A 24,066-nucleotide genomic window follows, 5' to 3' on the forward strand; every position below is an offset into this window, starting at 1 on the left:
CCTCTGCCGACGAGTCTAGGCGCGACCACCGACAACGCCCTCTGACCTGCGATTCAGCGGGCCCAGCGGCCCTGCTCCGGCGCGTACCCGTACACGGGCCGGCCGGCGGCGGCGCTCGTGCGCAGCGGCCGCCCGCCGTCGTCGATGCGGAGGATGCCCGACCCGGACGGGCCGGTCCACCGGAGGTCGAGGGACCAGTCGCAGTCGCATCCCGTGGTGACCGCCTCCACCCGCAGGACGGCCGGTTCGGCCGCCGAGACGCGCAGGGGGAAGGCGGGGGCGGGCAGCGTGTCGCCGCCGTCGTTCCCGGCGACGGGCCGGGCCAGCGGGCGCGGCGCGTCCAGATTGACGGCGAACGCGGCGGGGGTGAGCCCGCCGCCGCAGCCCTGCGACATCTGGTAGACGTTCCAGGCCGGCGGCTTGCGGCGGGCGGCCACCCGTACTTCCAGGTCCTCCAGGACCACGGCGCCCGCGCCCGTGCCGTGCAGGGTGACCTCCACGATCTGCGTCCCGGCGTGCACGGCGCGCTGCGCCGACGCCCAGGCGGGCGCGTCCGCCTCCACGGGCGGCGGGGGCACCGATCCCGGACCGCGCTCGGACAGGTAGGCGTGATCGCAGCCCGCGGTCCACACGTGCGACCGCACCGCCGCCTTGAGGGGCGCGACCGGGTCCCGGCCCGGGGCCGACGCCGACGGGGACCCGGAGGACTGGACGGGCGCCGGGTCCGTCGCCCCGGCCGACCCGGCCGACCCTGCCGACCCGGTCGGCGGCGTCGGTTCCGGTACGCCCGTCACCGCCGGTGCGGAGGAGGACCCCGATCCCGCAGGCGTCGGCGCGCTCGTGCCCGTCCCCGTGCTTCCGCCCGCGTGCGGCGCGCCCGGCCCGGGGCCGGTCGCCGCCAGCAGCGCCACGGCCACCGCCCCGGCCGTCACCCCCGCGGCGGCGACCACGGCCGCCCGCCGCCGGTACCAGGCTCCCCGGGCCACCGGCTCGGGCCCGGGCCCGGGCCCGGGCTCCGGCGCCACGACCACAATCGGCTCAGGCTCCGGCTCCGGCTCCGGCACGGGTTCCGGCACGGGTTCCGGCGCGGGCACGGGCTCCGGGGCCGGCACCTCCGCGGCCCCCGCGCGCCGCCGCGCGTCCGCCAGCAGCCAGGCCCGGTGCAGGTCCACCGCCTCCCCCTGCGTCGCCCCGCAGGCCCGGGCGAAGCGGTCCACCACCGCGAACTCCGCCGGCAGCGCCTCCCGTTGCAGTACCGGTGCAGCGTCGACGTACTCGTGTGCAGCCGGCGCGCCAAAGCGCCGTAGCTGAGCCCGGCACGCTCCTTCAGCTCCCGCATCAGCCGTGCGAAATTCTCGGCCTCGCTCACGCTCTCCCCCGTTCCGCGTCCCGCGACTGCGTTCCATGCATGAGGTGTTCCCCCAGGTGACGGCGCGTACGGCCGTTCCAGCGTCCCGGATTCGCCGCGATCCGTGGCCCGCCACGCCGTCCGGGGAACAGGCTCGTCAGGCACACACCACCACGGCACCCACGGGGAGAACCGACCATGTTCCGACGTTCCGGCACCGCCACCACGCTCACCACCGCACTCGTCGCGGCGGCGGCCGCCCTCGTCCTGACCGCCTCCGCCGCCACCTCCGCCACGGCCGCCACCGCGCCCGGCTTCCTGGCCGGCACCGACCTTCCGCCGCACCCCACCTCGCCCTGGTACGCCGGCGCGGTCACCAAGGGGCTGCCCGAGTCCGCGCCGTTCTGCCTGGAGGGCGTACTTCCGGCCGCGGGCAGCTGGCACCGCGTCTTCGGCACCGAGTACGACACCGGAGCCGTGCAGGTCTCCGTACGGGCCGCCTCGCCCGCCGCGGCGGCCAAGCTCGCCGGCACCCTGGAGCGCAAGGTCGCCGCCTGCGCCGCCGACTGGCTGCGGACGACCCCGGGCGGCACCGCCTCCTGGCAGGACTACGGCACGCTCCCCGTCGAGGAGGGCGCGCACGTCTACGGGGTCCACACCTCGATCCCCGACTCCGAGCCCGGCGTGCACCTGTACGGGATCGGGCGCGACGGCTCCACCGTGACCGTCGTGCAGTGGGGCGAGATGGGCAACCTGTCCCACGCCCCGGTCGCCGACTTCAAGAAGACGACCACCAAGGCCGTGAACAAGCTCATTCCCTGACCGGAGGGGAGTGGGACCATGGACATGAGAGGCGGTGGCCATGCGTTCCGGGAATGAGCCGGTGACCGCGCGCAGTCCGCTGCGGCTGCGGTTCTGGCTGGGGGTCTGGGGGCTGGTCTGGGCTGCCGCCGGCACGGCCTTGTTCTCGCTGGTGGGCCGTCCCGGATGGGCGGCCGCCTGCGGGGCGCTGGCGGTGGTCGTGGCCGTGGACCTGTTCATGATCGTGCGCCACATCCACCAGGGGCCCCACTACCAGCCCGGTCCGGACATCCCTCCGTACGAGCCGCCCCGCAGCCGGTGAGTCAGGCGGGGCCGGCTCCGGCCGGGCCCTCTGCGGCCGGGCCTTCTGCAGCCGGGCCCTCGAAACGGGCCGCCGCCAGGTACTCGGGCCGCGGGTCGAGGGCCGCGGCGAGGCGGAAGTGCTTGCGCGCCTGCTCGGGCCGGCCCGAGCGCTCGAACGTACGGGCCAGCGCGAAGTGGGCGAAGGCGTTGTCCGGCTCCCGCTCCAGCACCAGCTCGAACTCCAGCTCGGCCGGTCGCAGTTGCGCCGCCGCGAAGAAGGCCCGGGCGCGCAGCAGCCGCGCCGCCGTGTTCTCCGGATGGGCGGCTATGACCGAGTCGAGCAGCTTGACCGCGCCGCGCGGGTCCCGGGCGGCGAGCAGCTGCTCGGCGGCCCGGTAGTCGATGACGTGGGTTTCCGGGCTGGACGGCGTGGGGCGCGTGGTCTCGGACACGTTCGAAATCCTTCCCTCTTCGGGCGCGTTCAACGCCCCCGCCCCACCCGCTATTCCATGCACACGTCAGCAGGCGGACCCCGTCAGCCGGACACGTCAGGCGGACCCGCCCGCCGCCCGCGCCGTGAGCTCGCCCCACACCTTGCGCACCTGCGGCTCCAGCGCCTCCAGCGGCCCGTCGTTGTCGATCACGAGGGTCGCCACCGCGAGCCGCTGCTCCCGGGTCGCCTGCGCGGCCATCCGGGCCCGCGCCTCCTCCTCGGCCATCCCGCGCAGCGCGGTCAGCCGCGCCAGCTGCGTCCCCGGCGCCGCGTCCACCACGACGACCAGGTCGTAGAGGGGCGCCAGGCCGTTCTCGGCAAGCAGCGGTACGTCGTGCACCACGATCGCGTCGGCCCCCGCGGCGGCTTCCAGCTCCGCCGACCGGGCCCCCACCAGGGGGTGCACGATCGCGTTGAGGGTCTGGAGCTTCGCCGGGTCCGCGAACACGATGGACCCCAGCTTCGGCCGGTCCATCGTCCCCTCCGCGGTCAGCACCGACTCCCCGAAGGCCGCCACGACGGCCGCGAGTCCCGGCGTACCGGGCTCCACGACCTCGCGCGCGATCCGATCGGCGTCGACGACGATCGCCCCGTACCCCGCCAGCAGTCGCGAGACCTCGCTCTTGCCGGCACCGATTCCGCCCGTCAGGCCTACTTTCAGCATGCCCCGCAGCATAGGGTGCCCCGCCCGTACGTCAGTTCTCGCCCTCGCGCTCCGCCAGGAACCGCTCGAACTCGCGGCCGATCTCGTCCGCCGACGGCAGCTCCGCCGGCTCGGCGATCATGTTGCCCCGGGTCTCGGCCCCGGCGGCCGCGTCGTACTGGTGCTCCAGCCCCTGCACCAGGCTGACCAGCTCCTCGTCGCCCTCCCGGATCTGCCGGTCGATCTCCGTCTGCGTGCGGTGCGCCTCGTTGCGCAGCGCGTGCGCCACGGCCGGGAGCACCAGCCCGGTCGCCGCCGTGATCGCCTCCAGCACCGTCAGCGCGGCGTCCGGGTACGCGGAGCGCGCGACGTAGTGCGGTACGTGCGCGGCGACGCCCAGCACGTCGTGCCCGGCCTGGGCCAGGCGGAACTCCACCAGGGACTCCGCGCTGCCCGGTACCTGGGCCTCGTCGAACGGGCTGCGGTGGCCCGGCATGAGGTCGGTGCGATTGCCGTGCGGGGTGATGCCCACGGGACGGGTGTGCGGGACGCCCATCGGGATGCCGTGGAAGTTGACCGAGAGCCGGACGCCGAGGCGCTCGACGATCTGCCGGACGGCGACGGAGAAGCGCTCCCACTCCACGTCCGGCTCCGGGCCGGACAGCAGCAGGAAGGGCGCTCCGGTGGCGTCCTGGACGAGCCGGACCTCCAGCCGGGGCTCCTCGAACTCCGTCCAGCGGTCGCGCTGGAAGGTCAGCAGCGGGCGCCGGGCCCGGTAGTCCACCAGCCGGTCCGCGTCGAAGCGCGCGACCACCTGGTGGGGCAGGGTGTCCAGGAGCCGCTCGACGATCTGCTCGCCGGCCTCACCCGCGTCGATGTACCCCTCGAAGTGGTACAGCATGACCAGCCCGGCCGAGTCCTGGGCGACCGCCAGGTCGGCCACCGCCAGGCCCTTGGCATCCCATTCGTACAAACCCTGTGGATCAAGCACCGTCACCACTCCTCCTCGCCTCGTTCTCAGCCAAGAACGTCCAAGGCGGCCCGGCCATTCCCCAGTTGGCCCCATTCACAGGAACGCAACGGATCACGAGGGGGAGACCGGACGGGGAAACGCGGTAAGGCCCGCCCCCCGAAGGGGACGGGCCTTACCGTTCAACGCAGTTCAGCTCGGCTCACACCGGAGTGTGATGCGCGCTGCGATCAGCTCTGGCCGCCGGCCAGCTTCTCGCGGAGCGCGGCCAGGGCCTCGTCCGACGCCAGGGCGCCGGAGGTCTCGTCCGACTCCGAGGAGTACGAACCACCCGAGATGCCCGCACCGGCGTTGCCACTGGCGGCCGGGGCGGCAGCGCCCTCGGCAGCAGCGGCCTCGTCGGCCTCGCGGCTCTTGATGACCTGAGCCTGGTGCTGCTCGAAGCGCTGCTGCGCCTCGGCGTACTGGGTCTCCCAGGCCTCGCGCTGCTTGTCGAAGCCCTCGAGCCAGTCGTTGGTCTCGGGGTCGAAGCCCTCGGGGTAGATGTAGTTGCCCTGGTCGTCGTAAGACGCGGCCATGCCGTACAGGGTCGGGTCGAACTCGACCGACGCCGGGTCGGCACCGAAGGACTCGTTGGCCTGCTTCAGCGACAGCGAGATCCGGCGACGCTCGAGGTCGATGTCGATGACCTTGACGAAGATCTCGTCGTTGACCTGGACGACCTGCTCCGGGATCTCCACGTGGCGCTCGGCCAGCTCGGAGATGTGGACCAGACCCTCGATGCCCTCGTCCACGCGGACGAACGCACCGAACGGAACCAGCTTGGTGACCTTACCCGGGACGACCTGACCGATCTGGTGGGTCCGGGCGAACTGCTGCCACGGGTCCTCCTGCGTCGCCTTCAGCGACAGGGAGACACGCTCGCGGTCCATGTCGACGTCGAGAACCTCGACGGTGACTTCCTGACCGACCTCGACGACCTCGGACGGGTGGTCGATGTGCTTCCAGGAGAGCTCGGAGACGTGCACGAGACCGTCGACGCCACCCAGGTCCACGAAGGCACCGAAGTTGACGATCGAGGAGACGACGCCGGAGCGGACCTGACCCTTCTGCAGGGTGGTGAGGAACGTCTGGCGAACCTCGGACTGGGTCTGCTCCAGCCAGGCGCGACGGGACAGGACCACGTTGTTGCGGTTCTTGTCCAGCTCGATGATCTTCGCCTCGAGCTCCTTGCCCACGTAGGGCTGGAGGTCGCGGACGCGACGCATCTCGACGAGAGAGGCCGGCAGGAAGCCGCGGAGGCCGATGTCGAGGATGAGACCACCCTTGACGACCTCGATGACGGTACCGGTGACGATGCCGTCTTCTTCCTTGATCTTCTCGATGGTGCCCCAGGCACGCTCGTACTGAGCGCGCTTCTTCGAGAGGATCAGGCGGCCTTCCTTGTCCTCCTTCTGGAGAACCAGGGCCTCGATCTCGTCGCCGACCTTGACGACCTCGTTCGGGTCGACGTCGTGCTTGATCGAGAGCTCGCGGCTCGGGATGACGCCTTCGGTCTTGTAACCGATGTCGAGGAGAACCTCGTCCCGGTCAACCTTGACGATGACGCCGTCGACGATGTCGCCATCGTTGAAGTACTTGATCGTCTCGTCGATCGCCGCGAGGAACGCGTCCGCGTCGCCGATGTCGTTGACCGCTACCTGCGGAGTGGTGGCGGTGGTCTCGGTGCTGCTCGTCATGTGGGAAAGGGCTCCGGTTACGGACAGAAAGTCGTAGGTACTGCTACGCCGGGAGCCCTTATCGGCATCCACCGAAGACCGGACAGCCAAGGAGGCCCCCGATCCGCAGAAGAGCGGCGGGGCCTCGAAAACCGAGGGGACATCAACAGATGCAAGCGCAGCCTGCTAGGTCTGAGGAGCACAGGCTCGCAGCGCAACTTGTAGCATACGGGGGCAGCCGGACAGGGTCAATGCGCGAAGGCGCACACCTCGGGCGGATCGCCGCACAACCGGCACAATTCATGGACGGGAAGCCGTTCCTGGCGCTTCCTGCCACATTCAGAAGACATTCGCAGACTACGACGACGGGCCCCATGAACCAAGAGGACTACGCCTCCGAAGTAGCGTCCGAAGCCGATCCGGTATCGACGGAAGACCCCGAGGCCACACGGCGTGACGCGGGGGAAGCGGAGAGCAGCCGGGCGAGCCGCAGCTGGTGGGACCGCAACGCCGACGAGTACCAGAGCGACCACGGCGCCTTCCTCGGCGACGACCGCTTCGTGTGGGGACCCGAGGGGCTGGACGAGGCGGAGGCGGCCCTCCTCGGCCCCGTCGCCTCCCTCAGGGGCAAGGACATCCTGGAGATCGGCGCCGGCGCCGCCCAGTGCTCGCGCTGGCTGGCCGCCCGGGGTGCCCGCCCGGTCGCCCTCGACCTCTCCCACCGCCAGCTCCAGCACGCCCTGCGCATCGGCGACGACCTCCCGCTCGTCGAGGCCGACGCCGGACGGCTGCCCTTCCGCGCCGGCTCCTTCGACCTGGCCTGCTCCGCCTACGGCGCCGTCCCCTTCGTCGCCGACCCCGTCAACGTCATGCGCGAGGTGCACCGCGTCCTGCGCCCCGGCGGCCGCTGGGTCTTCTCCGTGACCCACCCCGTCCGCTGGGCCTTCCCCGACGAGCCCGGACCCGAGGGGCTGTCCGTCGCCGCCTCCTACTTCGACCGCACCGCGTACGTGGAACAGGACGAGCAGGGCCGCGCCGTATATGTGGAGCACCACCGCACGATCGGCGACCGGGTGCGCGACGTGGTGGCGGGCGGCTTCCGCCTGCTCGACCTGGTCGAGCCCGAGTGGCCGGAGTGGAACAGCCAGGAGTGGGGCGGCTGGTCCCCGCTGCGCGGCAATCTGATCCCGGGCACCGCGATCTTCGTCTGCGAGCGCGACTGACGTGATCCGTACCGCCGCCCTCGACGCCCTGCCCGTACGGGAGGCCGTGCCCGCGCTCGTCTCGGCGCTGGACGGCCACGGCACGGCGGTGCTGTGCGCCCCGCCCGGCACCGGCAAGACCACGCTGGTGCCGCTGGTCCTGGCCGGACTGGTGGGCGGCGGGCCGCGGCGCCGGGTGGTCGTCGCCGAGCCCCGGCGGATCGCCGCCCGGGCCGCGGCGCGCCGGATGGCCTGGCTGCTGGGCGCGCAGGTGGGCGGCGCGGTCGGCTTCACCGTGCGCGGGGAACGGGTGGCGGGTCCGGACACCGCGGTCGAGGTGGTGACCACCGGAGTGCTGCTCCAGCGCCTCCAGCGCGACCAGGAGCTGGCCGGGGTGGACGTGGTGGTCCTGGACGAGTGCCACGAGCGGCACCTGGACGCCGACACGGTCGCCGCCTTCCTCCTCGATGTACGGGAGACCCTGCGCCCGGAGCTGCGGCTGGTGGCGGCCTCGGCGACGACGGACTCCGCCGGCTGGGCGCGCGTCCTCGGCCGGGGCGGTCCCGGCGGTGCGCCGGTGGTGGAGGCCGCGGGGGTCTCGTACCCCGTGGAGACAGTCTGGGCCCCGCCGGCCCGGCCGGTGCGGCCCCCGCACGGGATGCGGGTGGATCCGGCGCAGCTGACGCACGTGGCCTCGGTGGTGCGGCGGGCGCTGGCGGAACGCGACGGCGACGTCCTGTGCTTCCTGCCCGGAGTCGGCGAGATCGCCCGGGTCGCCGGGCAGCTGGGCGGGGTGGACGCGGAGGTGCTCCAGATCCACGGCCGGGCCCCGGCGGCCGTCCAGGACGCGGTGCTCTCCGTCGCGGAGCACCGCAGGGTGATCCTGTCCACCGCCGTGGCGGAGTCGAGCCTGACCGTCCCCGGGGTACGCGTGGTGGTGGACTCCGGTCTGGCCCGCGAGCCGCGGACCGACCATGCGCGGGGGCTGGGCGCGCTGGCGACCGTACGGGCGTCCCGCGCGGCCGGGCGCCAGCGGGCGGGCCGGGCCGGGCGCGAGGCACCGGGCGTGGTGTACCGCTGCTGGGCCGAGGCGGAGGACGGCCGCCTGGCCGCGTTCCCCTCCCCGGAGATCCGCATCGCCGACCTGGCGCAGTTCGCCCTGCAGGCCGCCTGCTGGGGCGACCCGGACGCGGCCGGGCTGGCCCTGCTGGATCCGCCCCCGGCGGGGGCCATGGCCGCGGCGCGCGAGGTGCTGACGGCCGTCGGCGCGGTGTCCCCGGCCGGTGCGGTCACCGCGCGCGGGCAGCGGATGGCCCGGCTCGGGCTGCACCCGCGGCTGGCCCGCGCCCTGCTGGACGGCTCCGCCGCGCTCGGTGCCCGCCGGGCGGCGGAGGTGGTGGCCCTGCTGAGCGAGGAGCCGCCGCGCGAGTACGGGGACGACCTGGCCGGCGCCTGGCGGGCGGCCCGGCGCGGTTCGGATGCGTATGCAGCGCGCTGGCGCACGGAGGTCGCCCGCCTGGAACGCGCCGTACGCGACCCTGCGGGGCTTTCCCCCACCCCGCCCCTTCCCGAAACCGGGGCTCCGCCCCCGGACCCTCGCGCCTCGAACGCCGGCGGGGCCGACCATGCCCTGCGGGCCGCCAAGCCGCGCCTGCCGGGCGGCACCAGCCGAAATCCAGCCCCTCCGGCGTTTGAGGAGCGGGGTCTGGGGCGGAGCCCCGGCAGCGGGCCCGCACACGACGACGGCGCCGCCGGGCTGGTGGCCGCGCTCGCGTTTCCTGAGCGGGTGGCGAAGGCCAAGGGGGAGACGGCCTACCTCATGGCCAACGGAACCGCGGCCGAACTCCCGGACGGCTCCGCGCTGCGCCGTGCCCCTTGGATCGCGGTCGCCGTCGCCGACAGGCCCCCGCATTCCGCGTCCGCCCGGGTCCGGCTCGGCGCCGTCATCGGCGAGGACACCGCCCGGGCCGCCGCCGCGCACCTGCTCACCGCGGGGGAAGAGGTCCGCTGGGAGGACGGCGACCTCGTCGCCCGTGCCGGCGAGCGGCTCGGGGCGATCGAACTGGCCGTACGTCCGCTGCGTACCCCCGACCCCGCGCTCGTCCGGGCCGCCCTCCTCGACGGGCTGCGCACCGAGGGGCTCGGCCTGCTGCGCTGGTCCCCGGACGCGCTGACCCTCCGGGCCCGCCTCGGCTTCCTGCACCGCACACTGGGCGGCGCCTGGCCCGACGTGGCCGACGACCGGGCCCTGCTGGAGCGGGCCGACGACTGGCTGGAGCCCGAGCTGTCCCGGGCCCGGCGCCGCGCCGACCTCGGGCGGATCGACGCCGGGCAGGCCCTGAACCGGCTGCTGCCGTGGGCCACCGGGGAGGCCGCCCGGCTGGACGAGCTGGCTCCGGAACGCCTGGAGGTGCCCAGCGGATCCCGGATCCGGGTGGACTACTCCGCCGAGCACGGCCAGCCGGTGCTCGCGGTGAAGCTGCAGGAGCTGTTCGGGCTGGCCGAGACCCCGCGGGTGGCGGGCGTACCGGTGCTGGTGCACCTGCTGTCGCCCGCCGGCCGGCCCGCGGCCGTCACCGCCGACCTCGCCTCCTTCTGGCAGGGCGGCTACCGGGCCGTGCGCGCGGAGCTGCGCGGGCGCTACCCCAAGCACCCCTGGCCGGAGGACCCGGCCACCGCCGAGCCCACCCGGCACACCAACGCCCGGCTCAGGCGCTGACGCGGCGGCCGAGGGCCTCCAGCCACAGGGCCAGCCCGAGCAGCGCGAGCCCGCCGGCGGCCAGGCCGATCGGCGCGTAGGTGTGCAGCGCGAGGACCTTCGTACGGTTCGACCTGACGAGGTCGACGGTGTAGTCCGAGTAGTCCTCGCGCATGGTGACGTGTCCGGCGAAGGCGGTGAGCTTGCCGTCGGGGCCGCCGGCCGCGATGCCGCCGCGCATCTCCTGCTGGATGTCCTGCTCGGCGTTGACCGGCGCGCCGGTCACCGGGTCGACCCAGAACCTCGCCTTGACCGTGTACCAGAGGGTGGTGCCGGTGGCCGCCTCGATCGTCGACGGGTCGATGCCCTCGATCGGCATCTTCTTGGGCATGGCGACCTTGGTCCACGGGACGGTCTGCTCGAAGTAGTAGACGTCCATGCCCTTGAACGTGCGCGGTCCGACGTAGTGGATCGGCGAGGAGGTGCGGGTCTGCGCGTCGAAGTACAGGTAGTCGCGCGGTTCGGTGAAGAAGGGCCACTTGAACTCGATGCCCTCGCGCTTGACGGGGTCCCCGTCGACCATCTCCCCGGTGGCGTGGACCGGGTCCTGGGTGTGCGCGTCGAAGATGTAGCGCTCGGGGATCTGGGAGACCATCTTGCCGTCCGGGCCGATGATGTAGGACAGCGTGTCCCAGACGACGACGTCCTTGCCGACGCTCGCCTCTATCTCCTTTGACGCCTCGACGTTGCCCTTGAGGGTCTGGACGATGGTGACCTTGTCGACCTTCTTCGGCTGCATGCCGCCGGTGTAGTCGAGGAGCGTCGCGTCCTTCGCCTCCAGGACCATCTCCTGGTACTGGTTCGGCGGGATCTTGGCGAGGCGGGGGTACGCGTACCAGCGCAGCAGCGGTGCGAGGGCTGCGCAGAACACGGCAAGGGCCAGCAGGACAAGGCTCGCTCTGCGTCGCACGGCCGGGCCCTCCTCTACTTTCCGGGCGCGGGGGGCGCGGTGGTGAGCAGGGGCTTGGGTGAGGTCTCGCCTTCGGGCACCCCGAACGCCGTGATGGCGGACACGAGGGCCAGCGCGGCCGCGAGGCCGATGGCGGCGGCGACGAATGCGCGCATGCCGGGGCTCCGAAATCTGATGAGGCGTCAGAGATGGGGCACCGTAGCAATGCGGGGGCGAGATGAGAACCGTTCGAGCCACAGAGCACCACTGGGCCACCCGGGGGACCTCGGCTCCCGCCGGCACACCCGCCCCCGCGTTGCGCACGGCGGGACACCCACCCCATGGAACACTGATCACCAACAGAAAGTAATCAAATGATTACACATGGCGATCGGAGAAGTGATGCACAGACGTCGGTTCAAGACCGTGGCCCTGGCCCTGCCGTTCGTGGCCGCACTCAGCCTCGGCAGCACCGCGGGCGCGACCTCCCTGGCGGCCATTCCGTGCGACGTCACCGCCCTCAACAACGCGATCATCGCCGCGAACAACAACACCGGACCGCACACCATCCGGCTCGCACCCAAATGCGTCTACAACGTCCTCACTCCCGCGTCGACCGGCGGTCTCGGCCCCAACGCCCTGCCCCTGATCACGGGCACCGTCACGCTGCTGGGGAACAAGACCACCATCCGACGGGATCCCGACGCGACCGAGGGCTTCCGCATCGCGCAGATCGACGGCCCCGGCGGGCGCCTGACCGTCGAGGGTGTCACCGCGACCGGCGGCGGCTATCTCGACTACGCCGGCACCTACCTGCCCACGGACGGAGGGACGCTCATCCTCAAGCACAGCACCGTGACCAACAGCACGGCGAACCAGGGGGGCGCCATCTTCGTGAACCAGAGCAGCACCCTTGAGATGTACGACAGCGTCGTGCGGGACAGTGCTGCCCAGCGGGGTGGTGCCATCTACAACGGGCCGGGAAGCACCACCCTGCTGCAGAAGACCAAACTGGTGCGAAACCAGGCCACGGAGCTGGGGGGCGGCCTCTTCACCGCCGGGGTCTCCACGACCATCAAGAACTCGCACATCGACGGCAACCGCGCCTTCCAGCAGGGCGGCGGAATCTACAACGACCGCTCTCCGCTGGACATCTCCTCGACGACCATCGCGGACAACCGCGCGGGCCAAACGGGTGGCGGTATCGCCAATGACGGCGCCACCACGCTGACGGACACCAAGGTGCGGCGCAACATCGCGCTCAACGGCGGCGGCGTCTTTCAAGGAACCTCCGTCGGCACCGCCCTGACCCTCGTCAGGAGCCGGATCTTCGAGAACACGCCCAACAACTGCCGGCCCGTCGGGGTGGTTCCCGGCTGCACGAACTGACCCCGGCTCGATCCGCGAGCCGGGCTTCGTCCACAAGACACGGCTAGGTGTGTTGCCCCGGGGTTGGCCGGGGCACCGCCGGAGTGGAGGACGGAGACGCGGCGGGCTTCGGCGTGCGTGACGGGCCAGGCGTCGGGCTGGACGTCGGCGTGGGTGTCGGGGTCGGCGAGGGCTTCGGCGTAGGCGTGGGCTTCGGGTCCGGCGTCGGGGTGGGCGTCGGGGTGGGCGTGGGCTTCGGGGTCGGCGTCGGGGTCGGCGTAGGCGTCGGGGTCGGCTTCGGGTCCGGCGTCGGAGTGGGTGTCGGCGTGGGCTCCGGCGTAGGCGTCGGTGTCGGCGTGGGTGTCGGCGTGGGTGTCGGCGTCGTCGGAGTAGGCGTCGGGCTGGGCTTCGGGGTGGGGCTCGGGGGCGGCGGCGTGGGCGTGGGCGTGCCCGTACCGGGCCGGTCCGGGATCTCGTGCGTCCCCTTCAGGTAGTACGTGAACCAGGACCGCACCGTGCGCAGGTACTCCGTGGACCGGTTGTAGGAGAGCACAGCCCGGTCCAGGTCCGCGTCCACCCGCAGGTCGCGGCTGCCCGCGCACAGGTACCGCCCGGCCGCGAGGGCCGCGTCGTGCACGTTGTTCGGGTTGCGCCGGCCGTCGCCGTCCGCGTCCTGGCCCCATGCCGCCCACGTGGAGGGGATGAACTGCATCGGCCCGACCGCCCGGTCGTACCGGGAGTCCCCGTCGTAGGTCCCGCCGTCCGTGTCCGAGATGTTCGCGAAGCCGTTGCCGTCGAGCGCGGGCCCCAGGATCGGCCGCAGTGTGGTCCCGGCCGTGTCGACCTGCCCGCCGCGCGCCTGCCCGGACTCCACCTTGCCGATCGCCGCGAGGAGTTGCCAGCGCAGTCCGCAGCCCGGGTCGCTCTGCCCCACCGTCTTCTCCGCGCGCAGGTACGCGGCGAGCACGCTCGCCGGTATCCCCTGCGCGCCTTCCGCGGGCCCGGTCGCGGCCGGCACCGCGGCGGCGGCCTCAGGGACCGTCGGCGCCTGCGCCTGCGGCGGCCCCGCGTCCGGCAGCAGCCCGTCCGGTGGCTGCGGGCTCACCGGCGGCGGGAGTTCGGTGAAGTAGGCGGAGTCGCCGCCGGCCGTGTCCGCGGCCGGCGCCGGCTGCGACGGCGCGGCGGACTCCCCGGCGGCGGAGAGCCGGTCGGTGCTCCCGCCCGCCGGGCCCTGGGAGGCCGTCACCGCGGCCACCACCAGAGCGGAGACCAGGGCGGCCGTCGTTCCCCTGCGCAGCCTGCGTCCGATTATTCGAGCCGACATGAGCCGGACCCCTCCCCCTCGACGTCCGCGTGACCCTACGTCAACTCCCTGCACACAGCACGCAAGGTGGCCGGGAATTCACCACATCCCCACGTCCCGAGGCAGGTCACGCATACTGTCTGGACCCTTCGGGAGCATTGGCCCGAAGTAAGGAACGTCCACAGGAAGTCCCAGGAGAGGTGCCATGCCGTTCACTCTCAGCCACGCGGCCGCCGTGCTTCCGGCCATCCGTCGGACCGGGCGTGCGCGGGGCTCCCTCGTCGCCTCGGCGCTCGTCCTCGGGTCGTTCGCGCCGGACACCTTCTACTTCACGGACGCGGTCGTCGAGGGCGTCCTGACGTACGGGGCCTTCACGCACTCGCTGCCGGGCGTCCTCACGCTGGACGCCGTGCTGACGGCCGTCCTGGTGGGCTTCTGGCTTCTGCTGCGCGAGCCGCTGATCGCGCTCCTGCCACGCAACTGGCAGGGCAGGGTGTACGCCTTCGTGCGGGGCGAGGCATGGCGCGAACGTCCCCGCCCGGCCGCGCTCGTCGGCTGGTTCTACGTCTCGGCGGCGCTCGGGTCCCTCACCCACGTGGCATGGGACAGCTTCACGCACCACGACCGCTGGGGCACGAACGCGCTGCCCGATCTCGCCGAGCCGCTCGCCTACGGCCTGCCGGGCTACTCCTTCCTCCAGTACGGCACTTCGGCCGTCGCCGCATGCGCCCTGCTCTGGTTCACGGTGACCGCCCTGCGCCGGCTTCCCGCCCTCCCGGCCCCCGCGTCCGTGCCGGTGCTCTCCCGCGCGGAGCTCTGGGCTGCGCTCGCCCTGCTCGTGGTGTGCGTGGCGGCCGGGGTCACCCGGCGCGTGTTCCGCTTCTTCGACTTCTTCGACCGGATCCGTACGCCGCTCGACATCATCCCGACCGTCTGCTTCGGCGCGGGCGCCGGACTGACCGTGGCGCTGCTGATCTACGGGGTCCTCGTGCGGGTGCGGCACCGCCGCGACCGGACCGGGCATCCTGCGGAGGAGGAAACGCGGACGCCCGTCCCCACCGCCTGAGCAGCGGGGACGGGCGCCGGGCCGACCGTACGGCGATCAGTGCGCGGCGGACTCCCAGTCCGGGCCGACGCCCACCGACACGTCCAGTGCGGCCCGGAGCTCGACGGCGGCGCCCATCTCGCGCCGCACCAGCTCCTCGACCTGCTCGCGCTCGCCGGGGGCGATCTCCAGCACGATTTCGTCGTGGACCTGGAGCAGCATCCGCGACCGCAGACCGGCCTCGGCGATCGCCTTGTCCACGCGCAGCATCGCGACCTTGACGATGTCGGCGGCGGTGCCCTGGATGGGGGCGTTGAGCGCCATCCGCTCGGCGGCCTCGCGGCGCTGGCGGTTGTCGCTGTTGAGGTCGGGCAGGTACCGGCGGCGGCCGAAGATCGTCGCCGTGTATCCGGTGGCGCGGGCCTCGTCGACGACCCGGCCGAGGTAGTCGCGGACCCCGCCGAACCGCTCGAAGAAGGTCTCCATCAGGCCGCGCGCCTCGGCGGGCTCGATGTTCAGCTGCTGGGCGAGACCGAAGGCGGAGAGCCCGTAGGCGAGTCCGTACGACATGGCCTTGATCTTGCGGCGCATCTCGGCGTCGACCGCGGACCGCTCCACGCCGAACACCTGGGAGGCGACGGTGGTGTGCAGGTCCTCGCCGGTCGCGAACGCCTCGATCAGGCCCTCGTCCTCGGAGAGGTGGGCCATGACGCGCAGCTCGATCTGGCTGTAGTCGGCCGTCATGAGGGACTCGAAGCCCTCGCCGACGACGAAGCCGCGGCGGATGGCGCGGCCCTCGTCGGTGCGCACCGGCACGTTCTGCAGGTTGGGGTCGGTGGAGGACAGCCGGCCGGTCGCGGCGACGGTCTGGCTGAAGCTGGTGTGCACCCGGCCGTCGGCGGCGATGGTCTTGACCAGGCCCTCGACGGTGACGCGCAGCTTGGCCTGCTCCCGGTGCCGCAGCATGATCACGGGGAGTTCGTGGTCGGTCTGCGTGGCCAGCCAGGCCAGCGCGTCCGCGTCCGTGGTGTAACCGGTCTTGGTCTTCTTCGTCTTCGGCAGGTCCAGCTCGCCGAAGAAGACCTCCTGGAGCTGCTTGGGCGAGCCGAGGTTGAACTCGTGGCCGACGGTGGCGTGCGCCTCCTTGACGGCCTGCTGCACGGCTCCCGCGAACTGCTGCTCCATGGCCTCCAGGTGGTCGCGGTCGGCGGCGATGCCGGAGCGCTCCATCCGGGCGAGGAGTTCGGAGGTCGGCAGCTCCATGTCGTGGAGCAGCTCCGCGGCGCCGACCTCGGCGAGCTTGTCCGTGAAGGCGTCACCCAGGTCCAGGACCGCGCGGGCCTGTCCCATCAGGGCCTCGGCCTCGGCGGTCTCGTCGGCGCCGAAGGCCAGCTGCCCGTCGGCGGCGGCGGGCGCCAGCTCACGGTGCAGGTACTCCATGGACAGGGCGTCCAGGGCGAAGGACCGGCGGCCCGGCTTGACCAGGTAGGCGGCGAGCGCGGTGTCCATGGCGACCCCGGCGAGGGTCCAGCCGTGCTCGGGGAAGACCCGCATCAGACCCTTGGCGTTGTGCACGACCTTGGGCTTCGCCGCGTCGGCGGCCCAGGCCGCGAAGGCCCGCTCGTCCGCCTCGTCCAGCTCGGCGGGCGTGAACCAGGCGGCGGCGCCGCCGGCCGCGGCCAGCGCGATCTCGGTGACGTTGCCCTGGCCCAGCGCCCAGCTGTCGACGGTCGCGAGGCCCAGCGGCCCTCCCGCGTGGCTCTCCAGCCACGGCGCCAGCTCGCCCGTGCCCAGCACGGACGCGTCCAGCTCCACGTCGGCGGCCGGAGCCGGGGCCTCTTCGACGGCCGCGCCCGGGTCCACGGCGAGCAGCCGCTCGCGCAGCGAGGCGTTGCGGATCTCCAGCACGTCCAGCACGCCGAGCATGGCGGTCCGGTCGTAGGGGGCGCGGACCAGGTCGGCCGGGGTCTTGGGCAGCTCCACGTCCTTGACCATCTCGGTCAGGACCCGGTTGAGCTTGACGGCCTCCAGGTGGTCCCGGAAGTTCTGCCCGGCCTTGCCCTTGACCTCGTCGGCGCGCTCCACGAGCTCCGCGAACGACCCGAACTGGGTGATCCACTTGGCCGCGGTCTTCTCGCCGACGCCCGGGATGCCCGGCAGGTTGTCGGACGGGTCGCCGCGCAGCGCCGCGAAGTCCGGGTACTGCTGCGGGGTGAGGCCGTACTTCTCCACGACCTTCTCCGGGGTGAACCGGGTGAGCTCGGAGACGCCCTTGGTCGGGTAGAGCACGGTGGTGTGCTCGGAGACGAGCTGGAAGGAGTCCCGGTCGCCGGTGACGATCAGCACGTCGAAGCCGGCCGCCTCCGCCTGCGTCGCCAGCGTCGCGATCACGTCGTCGGCCTCGAAGCCGTCGACCGCGAACCGCGGCACCTGCATCGTGTCGAGCAGCTCGCCGATCAGCTCGACCTGCCCCTTGAACTCGTCGGGGGTCTTGGAGCGGTTCGCCTTGTACTCGGGGAACTCCGTCGAGCGCCACGTCTTGCGGGAGACGTCGAACGCCACCGCGAAGTGCGTGGGGGCCTCGTCGCGCAGCGTGTTCGCCAGCATCGACGCGAAACCGTAGATGGCGTTGGTCGGCTGCCCCGTCGCGGTCGTGAAATTCTCCGCGGGCAGCGCGAAGAACGCCCGGTAGGCCAGGGAGTGCCCGTCCATGAGCATCAGGCGGGGACGGTCCGCTGCGGGCGGCTGGTCGGTCTTCTTCGCTGATGAATCTGCCACGCCCCGATCCTAGGCGCCCCCACCGACAATTCCGGCCCGTCGCCTCCCCCGGCGCATCCTCCCCACCGGACGCCCCCGGCGCACCCGGCCGGGGCAGGTGAGCACCGGACCGCCCTCCCCTCATTCCGTGGTCCGTGCAAGGATCGAACGACGCGGCCACACGTGCTGCATACGTACGTACGCTCGAAGGGGAGCGCGATGGCGACCAAGCCGCCCGCAGGTGATCCGGCACAGGACACACCGCAGGTCACACCGCCCAAGCAAGCCGCCGCAGGTCTGCCCGCGATCGGGCACACCCTGAGGATCGCGCAGCAGCAGATGGGCCTGGCCCGCACTGCCCGCACCCTGCTCAAGGTCAACCAGAAGGACGGCTTCGACTGCCCGGGCTGCGCCTGGCCCGAGGGCGACAAGCGGCACACGGCCGAATTCTGCGAGAACGGTGCCAAGGCCGTCGCGGAGGAGGCCACGCTGCGCCGGGTCACCCCCGAGTTCTTCGCCGCGCACCCGCTGGCCGATCTGGCCACGCGTTCCGGCTACTGGCTGGGCCAGCAGGGCCGCATCACGCAGCCCATGCTCCTGGAGACCGGGGCCGCGTCCGAGGGCGGCGACCGGTACGAGCCGGTCAGCTGGGAGCGGGCCTTCGCGATCATCGCCGAGGAGCTGACCGCCCTCGGCTCCCCCGACGAGGCCCTCTTCTACACCTCGGGCCGCACCAGCAACGAGGCCGCGTTCCTCTTCCAGCTCTTCGCCCGCGAGTTCGGCACCAACAACCTGCCCGACTGCTCCAACATGTGCCATGAGTCCTCGGGCTCCGCACTGACCGAGACCATCGGCATCGGCAAGGGCAGCGTCTCCCTCGAAGACCTCCACCAGGCCGACCTGATCATCGTCGCCGGCCAGAACCCGGGCACCAACCACCCGCGCATGCTCTCCGCCCTGGAGAAGGCCAAGTCCGCCGGCGCGAAGATCATCTCGGTGAATCCGCTGCCCGAGGCCGGCATGGAGCGGTTCAAGAACCCGCAGACCCCCGTCGGCATGCTGAAGGGCACCGCCCTCAACGACCTCTTCCTGCAGATCCGCATCGGCGGCGACCAGGCCCTCTTCCGCCTCCTCAACAAGCTCGTCATGGAGACGGAGGGCGCCACCGACGAGGCCTTCATCCGCGAGCACACCCACGGCTACGAGGAGCTCGCGGCCGCCGCGAAGGAAGCCGACTGGGACGAGACCCTCACCGCGACGGGCCTGACCCGCCCCGAGATCGAGCGGGCGCTGGCCATGGTCCTGGCCTCGAAGCGCACCATCGTCTGCTGGGCCATGGGCCTCACCCAGCACAAGCACTCCGTCGCCACCATCCGCGAGGTCGTCAACCTCCTCCTGCTGCGCGGCAACATCGGCCGCCCCGGCGTCGGCGTCTGCCCCGTCCGCGGCCACTCCAACGTGCAGGGCGACCGCACCATGGGGATCTTCGAGCGCCCCGCGCCCGCCTTCCTCGACTCACTCGACCGCGAATTTCAGATCACCTCGCCGCGCGGGCACGGCTACGACGTGGTCCGCTCCATCCAGGCCCTGCGCGACGGCAAGGCCAAGGTCCTCTTCGCGATGGGCGGCAACTTCGTCGGCGCCACCCCCGACACCGAGGTCACCGAGGCCGCCATCCGCAAGGCCTCCCTGACCGTGCACGTCTCCACCAAGCTCAACCGCTCCCACGCGGTCACCGGCCGGCGGGCCCTGATCCTGCCCACCCTCGGCCGTACCGACAAGGACGTACAGGCGAGCGGCAAGCAGTTCGTGACCGTCGAGGACTCCATGGGCATGGTCCACGCCTCCCGCGGCAACCTCGCCCCCGCCTCCCCGCACCTGCTCTCCGAGCCCGCGATCGTGGCCCGCATGGCCCGCGCGGTCCTCGGCGCGGCCTCCGCCACCCCGTGGGAGGAGTTCGAGCGCGACTACGCCTCGATCCGCGAGCGCATCTCCCGCGTGATCCCCGGCTTCGAGGACTTCAACGCCCGCGTCGCCCGCCCCGCCGGCTTCCAGCTCCCGCACGCTCCGCGCGACGAGCGCCGCTTCCCGACGAAGACCGGCAAGGCCAATTTCACCGCCGCGCCCGTGGAGTACCCGCGCGTCCCGGCGGGACGGCTGCTCCTGCAGACCCTGCGCAGCCACGACCAGTACAACACCACGATCTACGGCCTCGACGACCGCTACCGCGGCATCACCGGCGGCCGCCGCGTGGTCATGGTGAACCCGGACGACGCCGCCGAGCTGGGACTGGCCGACGGTTCGTACACGGACCTGGTGAGCGAGTGGAAGGACGGCGTGGAGCGGCGCGCGCCCGGCTTCCGCGTCGTGCACTACCCGACCGCCCGCGGCTGCGCGGCCGCGTACTACCCGGAGACCAATGTGCTGGTCCCGCTGGACTCGACCGCGGACACCAGCAACACCCCCGCCAGCAAGTCCGTCGTCGTGCGCTTCGAACCAGCCTGATAGAACGACCTCAGGACAAGACGGTTAACGAGCGTTGACGAACGGAGCCTGACCATGGGCGAGCAGCACGCAGTGAAGTTCCCGCAGGAGGTCCTCGACGAGTACGCGGCCCTGGGCATCGACCTGCCCGCGCTGTTCTCGGCGGGAGACCTCGGCGAGCGGATGGACATCCGCATCCTGGAGGCCTCGGCCGACCGCGTCGTCGCCACCATGCCCGTCAAGGGCAACACCCAGCCGTACGGGCTGCTGCACGGCGGGGCCTCGGCGGTGCTGGCCGAGACCCTCGGCTCGATCGGCGCCATGATGCACGGCGGCATCACCAAGATCGCCGTCGGCGTGGACCTGAACTGCACCCACCACCGGGGCGCCCGCTCCGGCATCGTCACCGGCGTCGCCACCCCGGTGCACCGCGGCCGCTCGACCACCACCTTCGAGATCGTCATCACCGACGAGCAGGACAAGCGGATCTGCACCGCCCGCCTGACCTGCCTGCTGCGCGACGCCGACCAGGCCGCCGCGGGGGCCTGACCCCCGGCCGCCGGCCACACGGCACCACCGGCCGCACTGCACCACGGCACCACCCGACAGGCCCGGACCCCGCCCGCACGGCGGCGGATCCGGGCCTGCGTGCGTTCCCGGACGGCACCGCACCCGCCAACCGCCCGGAATCCGCCAGTCCGCACGCTTCACCGTGACATGTGTTGTGTCACCACTGGTCACCGCCTACCGTCCCCCCATGGGGACCATGCCACGCACGGCCCGGTACGCCGCCCACACCCTCCTCGCGGCGCTCGCCCTGACCGGATGCTCATCCTCCGCGCCACCCCCCGCGGCGGGCTCCGCGAGCCCTTCCGACGCCTCCGCCTCCACTCCCCCCTCGCCCGTACAGGTGTGCACGAGCCTCGTGTCCTACTGGGCGAAGGAGACCCTCATGGGCACCAAATGGTCCGGTCTCGACTGGGAACAGAAGGGCCTGTCCAACGACCAGTACGCGATCCACGAGGACGCGGTGGCCGCGGGGCGCGCCGAGGAGCGAACTGCCGGGCAGGACAAGGCACTTGAGCTGATCGACCGGTTCGTGGCGCAGCGCTGCGCCGCCGAGGGCGGCGCGACGCGCAGTTCGGAGAACTGGCGCCCGCCGACGTGACCGAGGTCACCGCATTCCCGAGCACGGTGTCCGCCTTCCGGGCAGATACCACCGTGGGACGGAACCGCAGGTGGGGGGCCGTACCGCCACCCGAGCAAGATCCAATCGGATGCGAAACTGCCCTCTTGACCATCACTCTGCGTAATGTACATGAGGGCCGGAATCCGCCTTTTCCCTTAAGAAAGCCCACTCGGAGGATTCCTTTGGACACGCGCAGCCACATTCGGCCGAAAATGATCTAAGACAGGTGCATGAGGGCCTCAAGCCCCTTAGGAGAACTGGTAATTCTCAGGATGCGGACACCCCCCAAGGTGAGAAAACGTCCGATTTGTCCACACTCCCGCTGCACATTCTTGGCCTTGGCATAACAAGAGCGTCACATCCTCCTTTCCCTGCTCCCCGTGCTCGCCACCTCGGGCCTAGAGTCACGGCCAGTCACCGCGCCGCAGGGCGCAATCAGCACGGCCGTGGACCTCCCAGTGCGGCCCGGCGACCTAACGGCACCTCTCCACGAGAGAGCCGCGCCAGGGAAAGGAAGAATCGTGCGACACCGTTCTTTGCTCGTCCTCACCACCGTGATCACCACGGGAGCACTGACCCTCACCGCTTGCGGATCGCGCGACGGAGACTCCAAGGACAACGGCGGCGGCAAGAAGACCGTCGTCGTCATCGGTGTGGACGCCCCGCTCACCGGATCGCTCTCCGCGCTCGGCCAGGGCATCAAGAACTCCGTCGACCTCGCGGCCAAGACGGCCAACAAGAACAACGAGGTCCCGGGCATCGAGTTCAAGGTCGAGGCCCTCGACGACCAGGCCGTCCCCGCCTCCGGTCAGGCCAACGCCACCAAGCTCGTCGGCAACAAGGACGTCCTCGGCGTCGTCGGCCCGCTGAACTCCGGCGTAGCCCAGCAGATGCAGGGCGTCTTCGGCTCCGCCAACCTGGCGCAGGTCTCCCCCGCCAACACCAACCCCTCGCTCAGCCAGGGCGACAACTGGGGCAAGGGCGAGTTCAAGCGCGGCTTCAAGACCTACTTCCGCACCGCCGCCACCGACGTGGTCCAGGGCAAGTTCGCCGCCCAGTACCTCTTCAAGGACGCCGGCAAGAAGAAGGTCTTCATCGTCGACGACAAGCAGACCTACGGCGCCGGCCTCGCCGCGATCTTCGCCGACGAGTTCAAGAAGCTCGGCGGCGAGGTCGTCGGCACCGACCACGTCACCGTGAAGGAGACCGACTTCTCCTCCACCGCCGACAAGGTCAAGACCTCCGGCGCCGACTCCGTCTACTTCGGCGGCCAGTACCCCGAGGGCGGCCTCCTCGCCGACCAGATCAAGAAGACCGGCGCCAACGTCCCCCTCATGGGCGGCGACGGCATCCAGGACCCGGCCTTCATCAGCGCCTCCGGTGAGGCCAACGAGGGCGACCTCGCCACCTCCATCGGCTACCCGGTCGAGAAGCTGGACACCGCCAAGAAGTTCATCGAGGACTACAAGACCGAGGGTTACAAGGACCCGTACGCCGCCTACGGTGGCTACTCCTACGACGCCGGCTGGGCCGTCATCCAGGCCGTCAAGGCCGTCGCCGCCGCCAACAGCGGCAAGCTGCCCACCGACGCCCGCGCCAAGGTCGTCGAGGCGCTCGGCAAGGTCTCCTTCGAAGGCGTGACCGGCAAGGTCGCCTTCGACGAGTACGGCGACACCACCAACAAGCAGCTCACGGTCTACAAGGTCGAGGGCGGCAAGTGGGTCGACGTCAAGAGCGACACCTTCAACCAGTAAGCCCGTAGTCCCCAGCACCACCCGCATCACCTGAACCAACGCCGCGCGAGGGCGCAAACAGCGCCCTCGCGCGGAGTCTTATCCGACACGCTCATCGGAGGCCCTGCGGTGCACGAACTGCCGCAACAGCTGGCCAACGGCCTGGCCCTCGGTGCTCTCTATGGCCTCATCGCCATCGGGTACACCATGGTCTACGGCATCGTCCAGCTCATCAACTTCGCCCACGGCGAGATCTTCATGATCGGCGGCTTCGGCGCGCTCAGCGCCTACGCCATCCTCCCGACCGGCACCTCCCTGCTGATCGCGATACCCGTCATGATCGTCGGAGGTGCCGCCACCTCCGTCGCCGTGGCCTGCGCAGCCGAACGCTTCGCCTACCGCCCACTGCGCAGCGCCCCCCGGCTCGCACCCCTCATCACCGCAATCGGCCTCTCGATCGCGCTCCAGCAGCTCGTCTGGCAGTTCTACCCGGACGCCAAGAAGGCCGTCAGCTTCCCTGAGTTCAAGGGCGCCGCCTTCAAGATCACCGACAGCCTGGCGATCCAGCGCGCGGACCTCTTCGTCCTCATCCTCGCCCCGCTCTGCATGCTCGCCCTCGGCGTCTTCGTCCAGAAGAGCCGCAGCGGCCGCGCCATGCAGGCCACCGCGCAGGACCCCGACACCGCGAAGCTGATGGGCATCAACACCGACCGCATCATCGTCATGGCCTTCGCCATCGGTGCCGCGTTCGCCGCCGTCGCCGCCGTCGCCTACGGCCTCGACAAGGGCCAGATCAACTTCGAGATGGGCTTCATCCTCGGCCTCAAGGCCTTCACCGCAGCCGTCCTCGGCGGCATCGGCAACATCTACGGAGCCATGGTCGGCGGCGTCGTCCTCGGACTCGCCGAAGCCCTCTCGATCGCCTACATCGAAGACATCCCCGGCATGTCGCAGCTCGGCGGTGGCGCCTGGTCCAACGTCTGGGCCTTCGTACTCCTCATCGTCGTCCTCCTCGTGCGGCCACAAGGCCTGCTCGGTGAGCGCGTCGCGGATCGGGCGTGA

Annotated in this window: 20 protein-coding genes and 1 pseudogene; 11 read left to right on the forward strand and 10 right to left on the reverse strand. The window is 71.8% G+C overall.

Annotation, left to right across the window (positions count from 1 at the left end):
- Positions 1 to 53 precede the first annotated feature (53 nt).
- Both ACFY04_RS00545 and ACFY04_RS00550 read right to left on the reverse strand, forming a co-directional pair.
- A complete protein-coding gene (locus ACFY04_RS00545; RefSeq protein ID WP_389113923.1) occupies positions 54 to 1,220 on the reverse strand; it encodes a transcriptional regulator in 1,167 nt (388 codons plus the stop codon).
- A 56-nt stretch (positions 1,221 to 1,276) separates the two neighbouring features.
- Positions 1,277 to 1,339, reverse strand: a pseudogene (locus ACFY04_RS00550) (hypothetical protein); the annotation flags it as partial.
- Positions 1,340 to 1,546: 207 nt separating this feature from the next.
- Between ACFY04_RS00550 and ACFY04_RS00555 the strand changes: the two are divergent.
- Together ACFY04_RS00555 and ACFY04_RS00560 are read left to right on the forward strand one after the other, a co-directional pair.
- Entirely contained in the window at positions 1,547 to 2,170 is a 624-nt protein-coding gene (locus ACFY04_RS00555) for a hypothetical protein (protein WP_389113510.1), read from the forward strand.
- 40 nt (positions 2,171 to 2,210) lie between these two features.
- Complete coding sequence (locus tag ACFY04_RS00560) at positions 2,211 to 2,471, forward strand: DUF6343 family protein (RefSeq protein WP_314248979.1); 261 nt, start codon at positions 2,211 to 2,213, stop codon at positions 2,469 to 2,471.
- A 1-nt stretch (position 2,472) separates the two neighbouring features.
- Here the strand turns inward: ACFY04_RS00560 and ACFY04_RS00565 are convergent, their stop codons facing one another.
- The 4 genes from ACFY04_RS00565 to rpsA all read right to left on the reverse strand — a co-directional run bounded on the left by ACFY04_RS00565 (position 2,473) and on the right by rpsA (position 6,297).
- A complete protein-coding gene (locus ACFY04_RS00565) occupies positions 2,473 to 2,904 on the reverse strand; it encodes a tetratricopeptide repeat protein (protein ID WP_389113512.1) in 432 nt (143 codons plus the stop codon).
- Between the two features lie 96 nt (positions 2,905 to 3,000).
- Complete coding sequence (coaE, locus tag ACFY04_RS00570) at positions 3,001 to 3,609, reverse strand: dephospho-CoA kinase (RefSeq protein ID WP_389113514.1); 609 nt, start codon at positions 3,607 to 3,609, stop codon at positions 3,001 to 3,003.
- A gap of 31 nt (positions 3,610 to 3,640) precedes the next feature.
- Positions 3,641 to 4,579 carry a PAC2 family protein gene (locus tag ACFY04_RS00575; protein WP_389113516.1) on the reverse strand — a complete coding sequence of 313 codons (939 nt, stop codon included), beginning with the start codon at positions 4,577 to 4,579 and terminating at the stop codon, positions 3,641 to 3,643.
- Between the two features lie 209 nt (positions 4,580 to 4,788).
- On the reverse strand, positions 4,789 to 6,297 hold the full coding sequence (rpsA, locus tag ACFY04_RS00580; protein WP_031148189.1) for a 30S ribosomal protein S1: 1,509 nt from the start codon (positions 6,295 to 6,297) through the stop codon (positions 4,789 to 4,791).
- Positions 6,298 to 6,650: 353 nt separating this feature from the next.
- On the opposite strand from rpsA, the gene ACFY04_RS00585 reads away from it, so the two are divergent.
- Together ACFY04_RS00585 and ACFY04_RS00590 are read left to right on the forward strand one after the other, a co-directional pair.
- Complete coding sequence (locus tag ACFY04_RS00585) at positions 6,651 to 7,499, forward strand: class I SAM-dependent methyltransferase (protein ID WP_389113518.1); 849 nt, start codon at positions 6,651 to 6,653, stop codon at positions 7,497 to 7,499.
- Position 7,500: 1 nt separating this feature from the next.
- The gene (locus ACFY04_RS00590; protein WP_389113520.1) at positions 7,501 to 10,197 is read left to right on the forward strand and encodes an ATP-dependent RNA helicase; all 2,697 of its coding nucleotides are present in this window, start codon (positions 7,501 to 7,503) and stop codon (positions 10,195 to 10,197) included.
- Here the strand turns inward: ACFY04_RS00590 and ACFY04_RS00595 are convergent.
- Both ACFY04_RS00595 and ACFY04_RS00600 read right to left on the reverse strand, forming a co-directional pair.
- Positions 10,187 to 11,146 (reverse strand): DUF3068 domain-containing protein, encoded by a 960-nt coding sequence (locus tag ACFY04_RS00595; RefSeq protein ID WP_389113522.1) that lies wholly within the window; start codon positions 11,144 to 11,146, stop codon positions 10,187 to 10,189. The two genes, ACFY04_RS00590 and ACFY04_RS00595, sit on opposite strands and share 11 nt — an antisense overlap.
- Positions 11,147 to 11,160: 14 nt before the next feature.
- The gene (locus ACFY04_RS00600) at positions 11,161 to 11,301 is read right to left on the reverse strand and encodes an SPW_0924 family protein (RefSeq protein WP_389113524.1); all 141 of its coding nucleotides are present in this window, start codon (positions 11,299 to 11,301) and stop codon (positions 11,161 to 11,163) included.
- A gap of 208 nt (positions 11,302 to 11,509) precedes the next feature.
- Between ACFY04_RS00600 and ACFY04_RS00605 the strand changes: the two genes are divergently transcribed.
- A complete protein-coding gene (locus tag ACFY04_RS00605; RefSeq protein ID WP_389113526.1) occupies positions 11,510 to 12,514 on the forward strand; it encodes a hypothetical protein in 1,005 nt (334 codons plus the stop codon).
- A 43-nt stretch (positions 12,515 to 12,557) separates the two neighbouring features.
- Here the strand turns inward: ACFY04_RS00605 and ACFY04_RS00610 are convergent, their stop codons facing one another.
- Positions 12,558 to 13,817 (reverse strand): lytic transglycosylase domain-containing protein, encoded by a 1,260-nt coding sequence (locus tag ACFY04_RS00610; protein ID WP_389113528.1) that lies wholly within the window; start codon positions 13,815 to 13,817, stop codon positions 12,558 to 12,560.
- 184 nt (positions 13,818 to 14,001) lie between these two features.
- On the opposite strand from ACFY04_RS00610, the gene ACFY04_RS00615 reads away from it, so the two are divergent.
- The gene (locus tag ACFY04_RS00615) at positions 14,002 to 14,862 is read left to right on the forward strand and encodes a DUF4184 family protein (RefSeq protein ID WP_389113530.1); all 861 of its coding nucleotides are present in this window, start codon (positions 14,002 to 14,004) and stop codon (positions 14,860 to 14,862) included.
- Positions 14,863 to 14,898: 36 nt separating this feature from the next.
- On the opposite strand, the gene polA is transcribed toward ACFY04_RS00615, so the two are convergent.
- Entirely contained in the window at positions 14,899 to 17,553 is a 2,655-nt protein-coding gene (gene polA / locus ACFY04_RS00620; RefSeq protein WP_389113900.1) for a DNA polymerase I, read from the reverse strand.
- Between the two features lie 264 nt (positions 17,554 to 17,817).
- Between polA and ACFY04_RS00625 the strand changes: the two genes are divergently transcribed.
- From ACFY04_RS00625 to ACFY04_RS00645, 5 genes are all read left to right on the forward strand, one after another.
- Positions 17,818 to 20,103 carry an FdhF/YdeP family oxidoreductase gene (locus ACFY04_RS00625; RefSeq protein ID WP_389113532.1) on the forward strand — a complete coding sequence of 762 codons (2,286 nt, stop codon included), beginning with the start codon at positions 17,818 to 17,820 and terminating at the stop codon, positions 20,101 to 20,103.
- A gap of 54 nt (positions 20,104 to 20,157) precedes the next feature.
- Positions 20,158 to 20,631: a PaaI family thioesterase gene (locus ACFY04_RS00630; RefSeq protein WP_389113534.1), complete on the forward strand. Its 474-nt coding sequence runs from the start codon at positions 20,158 to 20,160 to the stop codon at positions 20,629 to 20,631.
- A gap of 208 nt (positions 20,632 to 20,839) precedes the next feature.
- The gene (locus ACFY04_RS00635; RefSeq protein WP_389113536.1) at positions 20,840 to 21,250 is read left to right on the forward strand and encodes a hypothetical protein; all 411 of its coding nucleotides are present in this window, start codon (positions 20,840 to 20,842) and stop codon (positions 21,248 to 21,250) included.
- Between the two features lie 542 nt (positions 21,251 to 21,792).
- Positions 21,793 to 23,025: a branched-chain amino acid ABC transporter substrate-binding protein gene (locus tag ACFY04_RS00640; protein WP_389113538.1), complete on the forward strand. Its 1,233-nt coding sequence runs from the start codon at positions 21,793 to 21,795 to the stop codon at positions 23,023 to 23,025.
- 108 nt (positions 23,026 to 23,133) lie between these two features.
- Positions 23,134 to 24,066 (forward strand): branched-chain amino acid ABC transporter permease, encoded by a 933-nt coding sequence (locus tag ACFY04_RS00645; RefSeq protein ID WP_030008505.1) that lies wholly within the window; start codon positions 23,134 to 23,136, stop codon positions 24,064 to 24,066.

The organism is Streptomyces sp. NPDC001549 (assembly GCF_042894025.1).
Lineage (GTDB): Bacteria > Actinomycetota > Actinomycetes > Streptomycetales > Streptomycetaceae > Streptomyces > Streptomyces kutzneri.

What these genes read in the sequence shown, in the direction of transcription:
- ACFY04_RS00585 (WP_389113518.1), top strand. Translation starts at nt 6,651, where the DNA reads ATGAACCAAGAGGACTACGCCTCCGAAGTAGCGTCCGAAGCCGATCCG.
- ACFY04_RS00605 (WP_389113526.1), top strand. Translation starts at nt 11,510, where the DNA reads ATGGCGATCGGAGAAGTGATGCACAGACGTCGGTTCAAGACCGTGGCC.
- polA (WP_389113900.1), bottom strand. Translation starts at nt 17,553, where the DNA reads ATGGACGGGCACTCCCTGGCCTACCGGGCGTTCTTCGCGCTGCCCGCG.
- ACFY04_RS00635 (WP_389113536.1), top strand. Translation starts at nt 20,840, where the DNA reads ATGGGGACCATGCCACGCACGGCCCGGTACGCCGCCCACACCCTCCTC.
- ACFY04_RS00615 (WP_389113530.1), top strand. Translation starts at nt 14,002, where the DNA reads ATGCCGTTCACTCTCAGCCACGCGGCCGCCGTGCTTCCGGCCATCCGT.
- coaE (WP_389113514.1), bottom strand. Translation starts at nt 3,609, where the DNA reads ATGCTGAAAGTAGGCCTGACGGGCGGAATCGGTGCCGGCAAGAGCGAG.
- ACFY04_RS00555 (WP_389113510.1), top strand. Translation starts at nt 1,547, where the DNA reads ATGTTCCGACGTTCCGGCACCGCCACCACGCTCACCACCGCACTCGTC.
- ACFY04_RS00600 (WP_389113524.1), bottom strand. Translation starts at nt 11,301, where the DNA reads ATGCGCGCATTCGTCGCCGCCGCCATCGGCCTCGCGGCCGCGCTGGCC.
- rpsA (WP_031148189.1), bottom strand. Translation starts at nt 6,297, where the DNA reads ATGACGAGCAGCACCGAGACCACCGCCACCACTCCGCAGGTAGCGGTC.
- ACFY04_RS00610 (WP_389113528.1), bottom strand. Translation starts at nt 13,817, where the DNA reads ATGTCGGCTCGAATAATCGGACGCAGGCTGCGCAGGGGAACGACGGCC.
- ACFY04_RS00630 (WP_389113534.1), top strand. Translation starts at nt 20,158, where the DNA reads ATGGGCGAGCAGCACGCAGTGAAGTTCCCGCAGGAGGTCCTCGACGAG.
- ACFY04_RS00560 (WP_314248979.1), top strand. Translation starts at nt 2,211, where the DNA reads ATGCGTTCCGGGAATGAGCCGGTGACCGCGCGCAGTCCGCTGCGGCTG.
- ACFY04_RS00625 (WP_389113532.1), top strand. Translation starts at nt 17,818, where the DNA reads ATGGCGACCAAGCCGCCCGCAGGTGATCCGGCACAGGACACACCGCAG.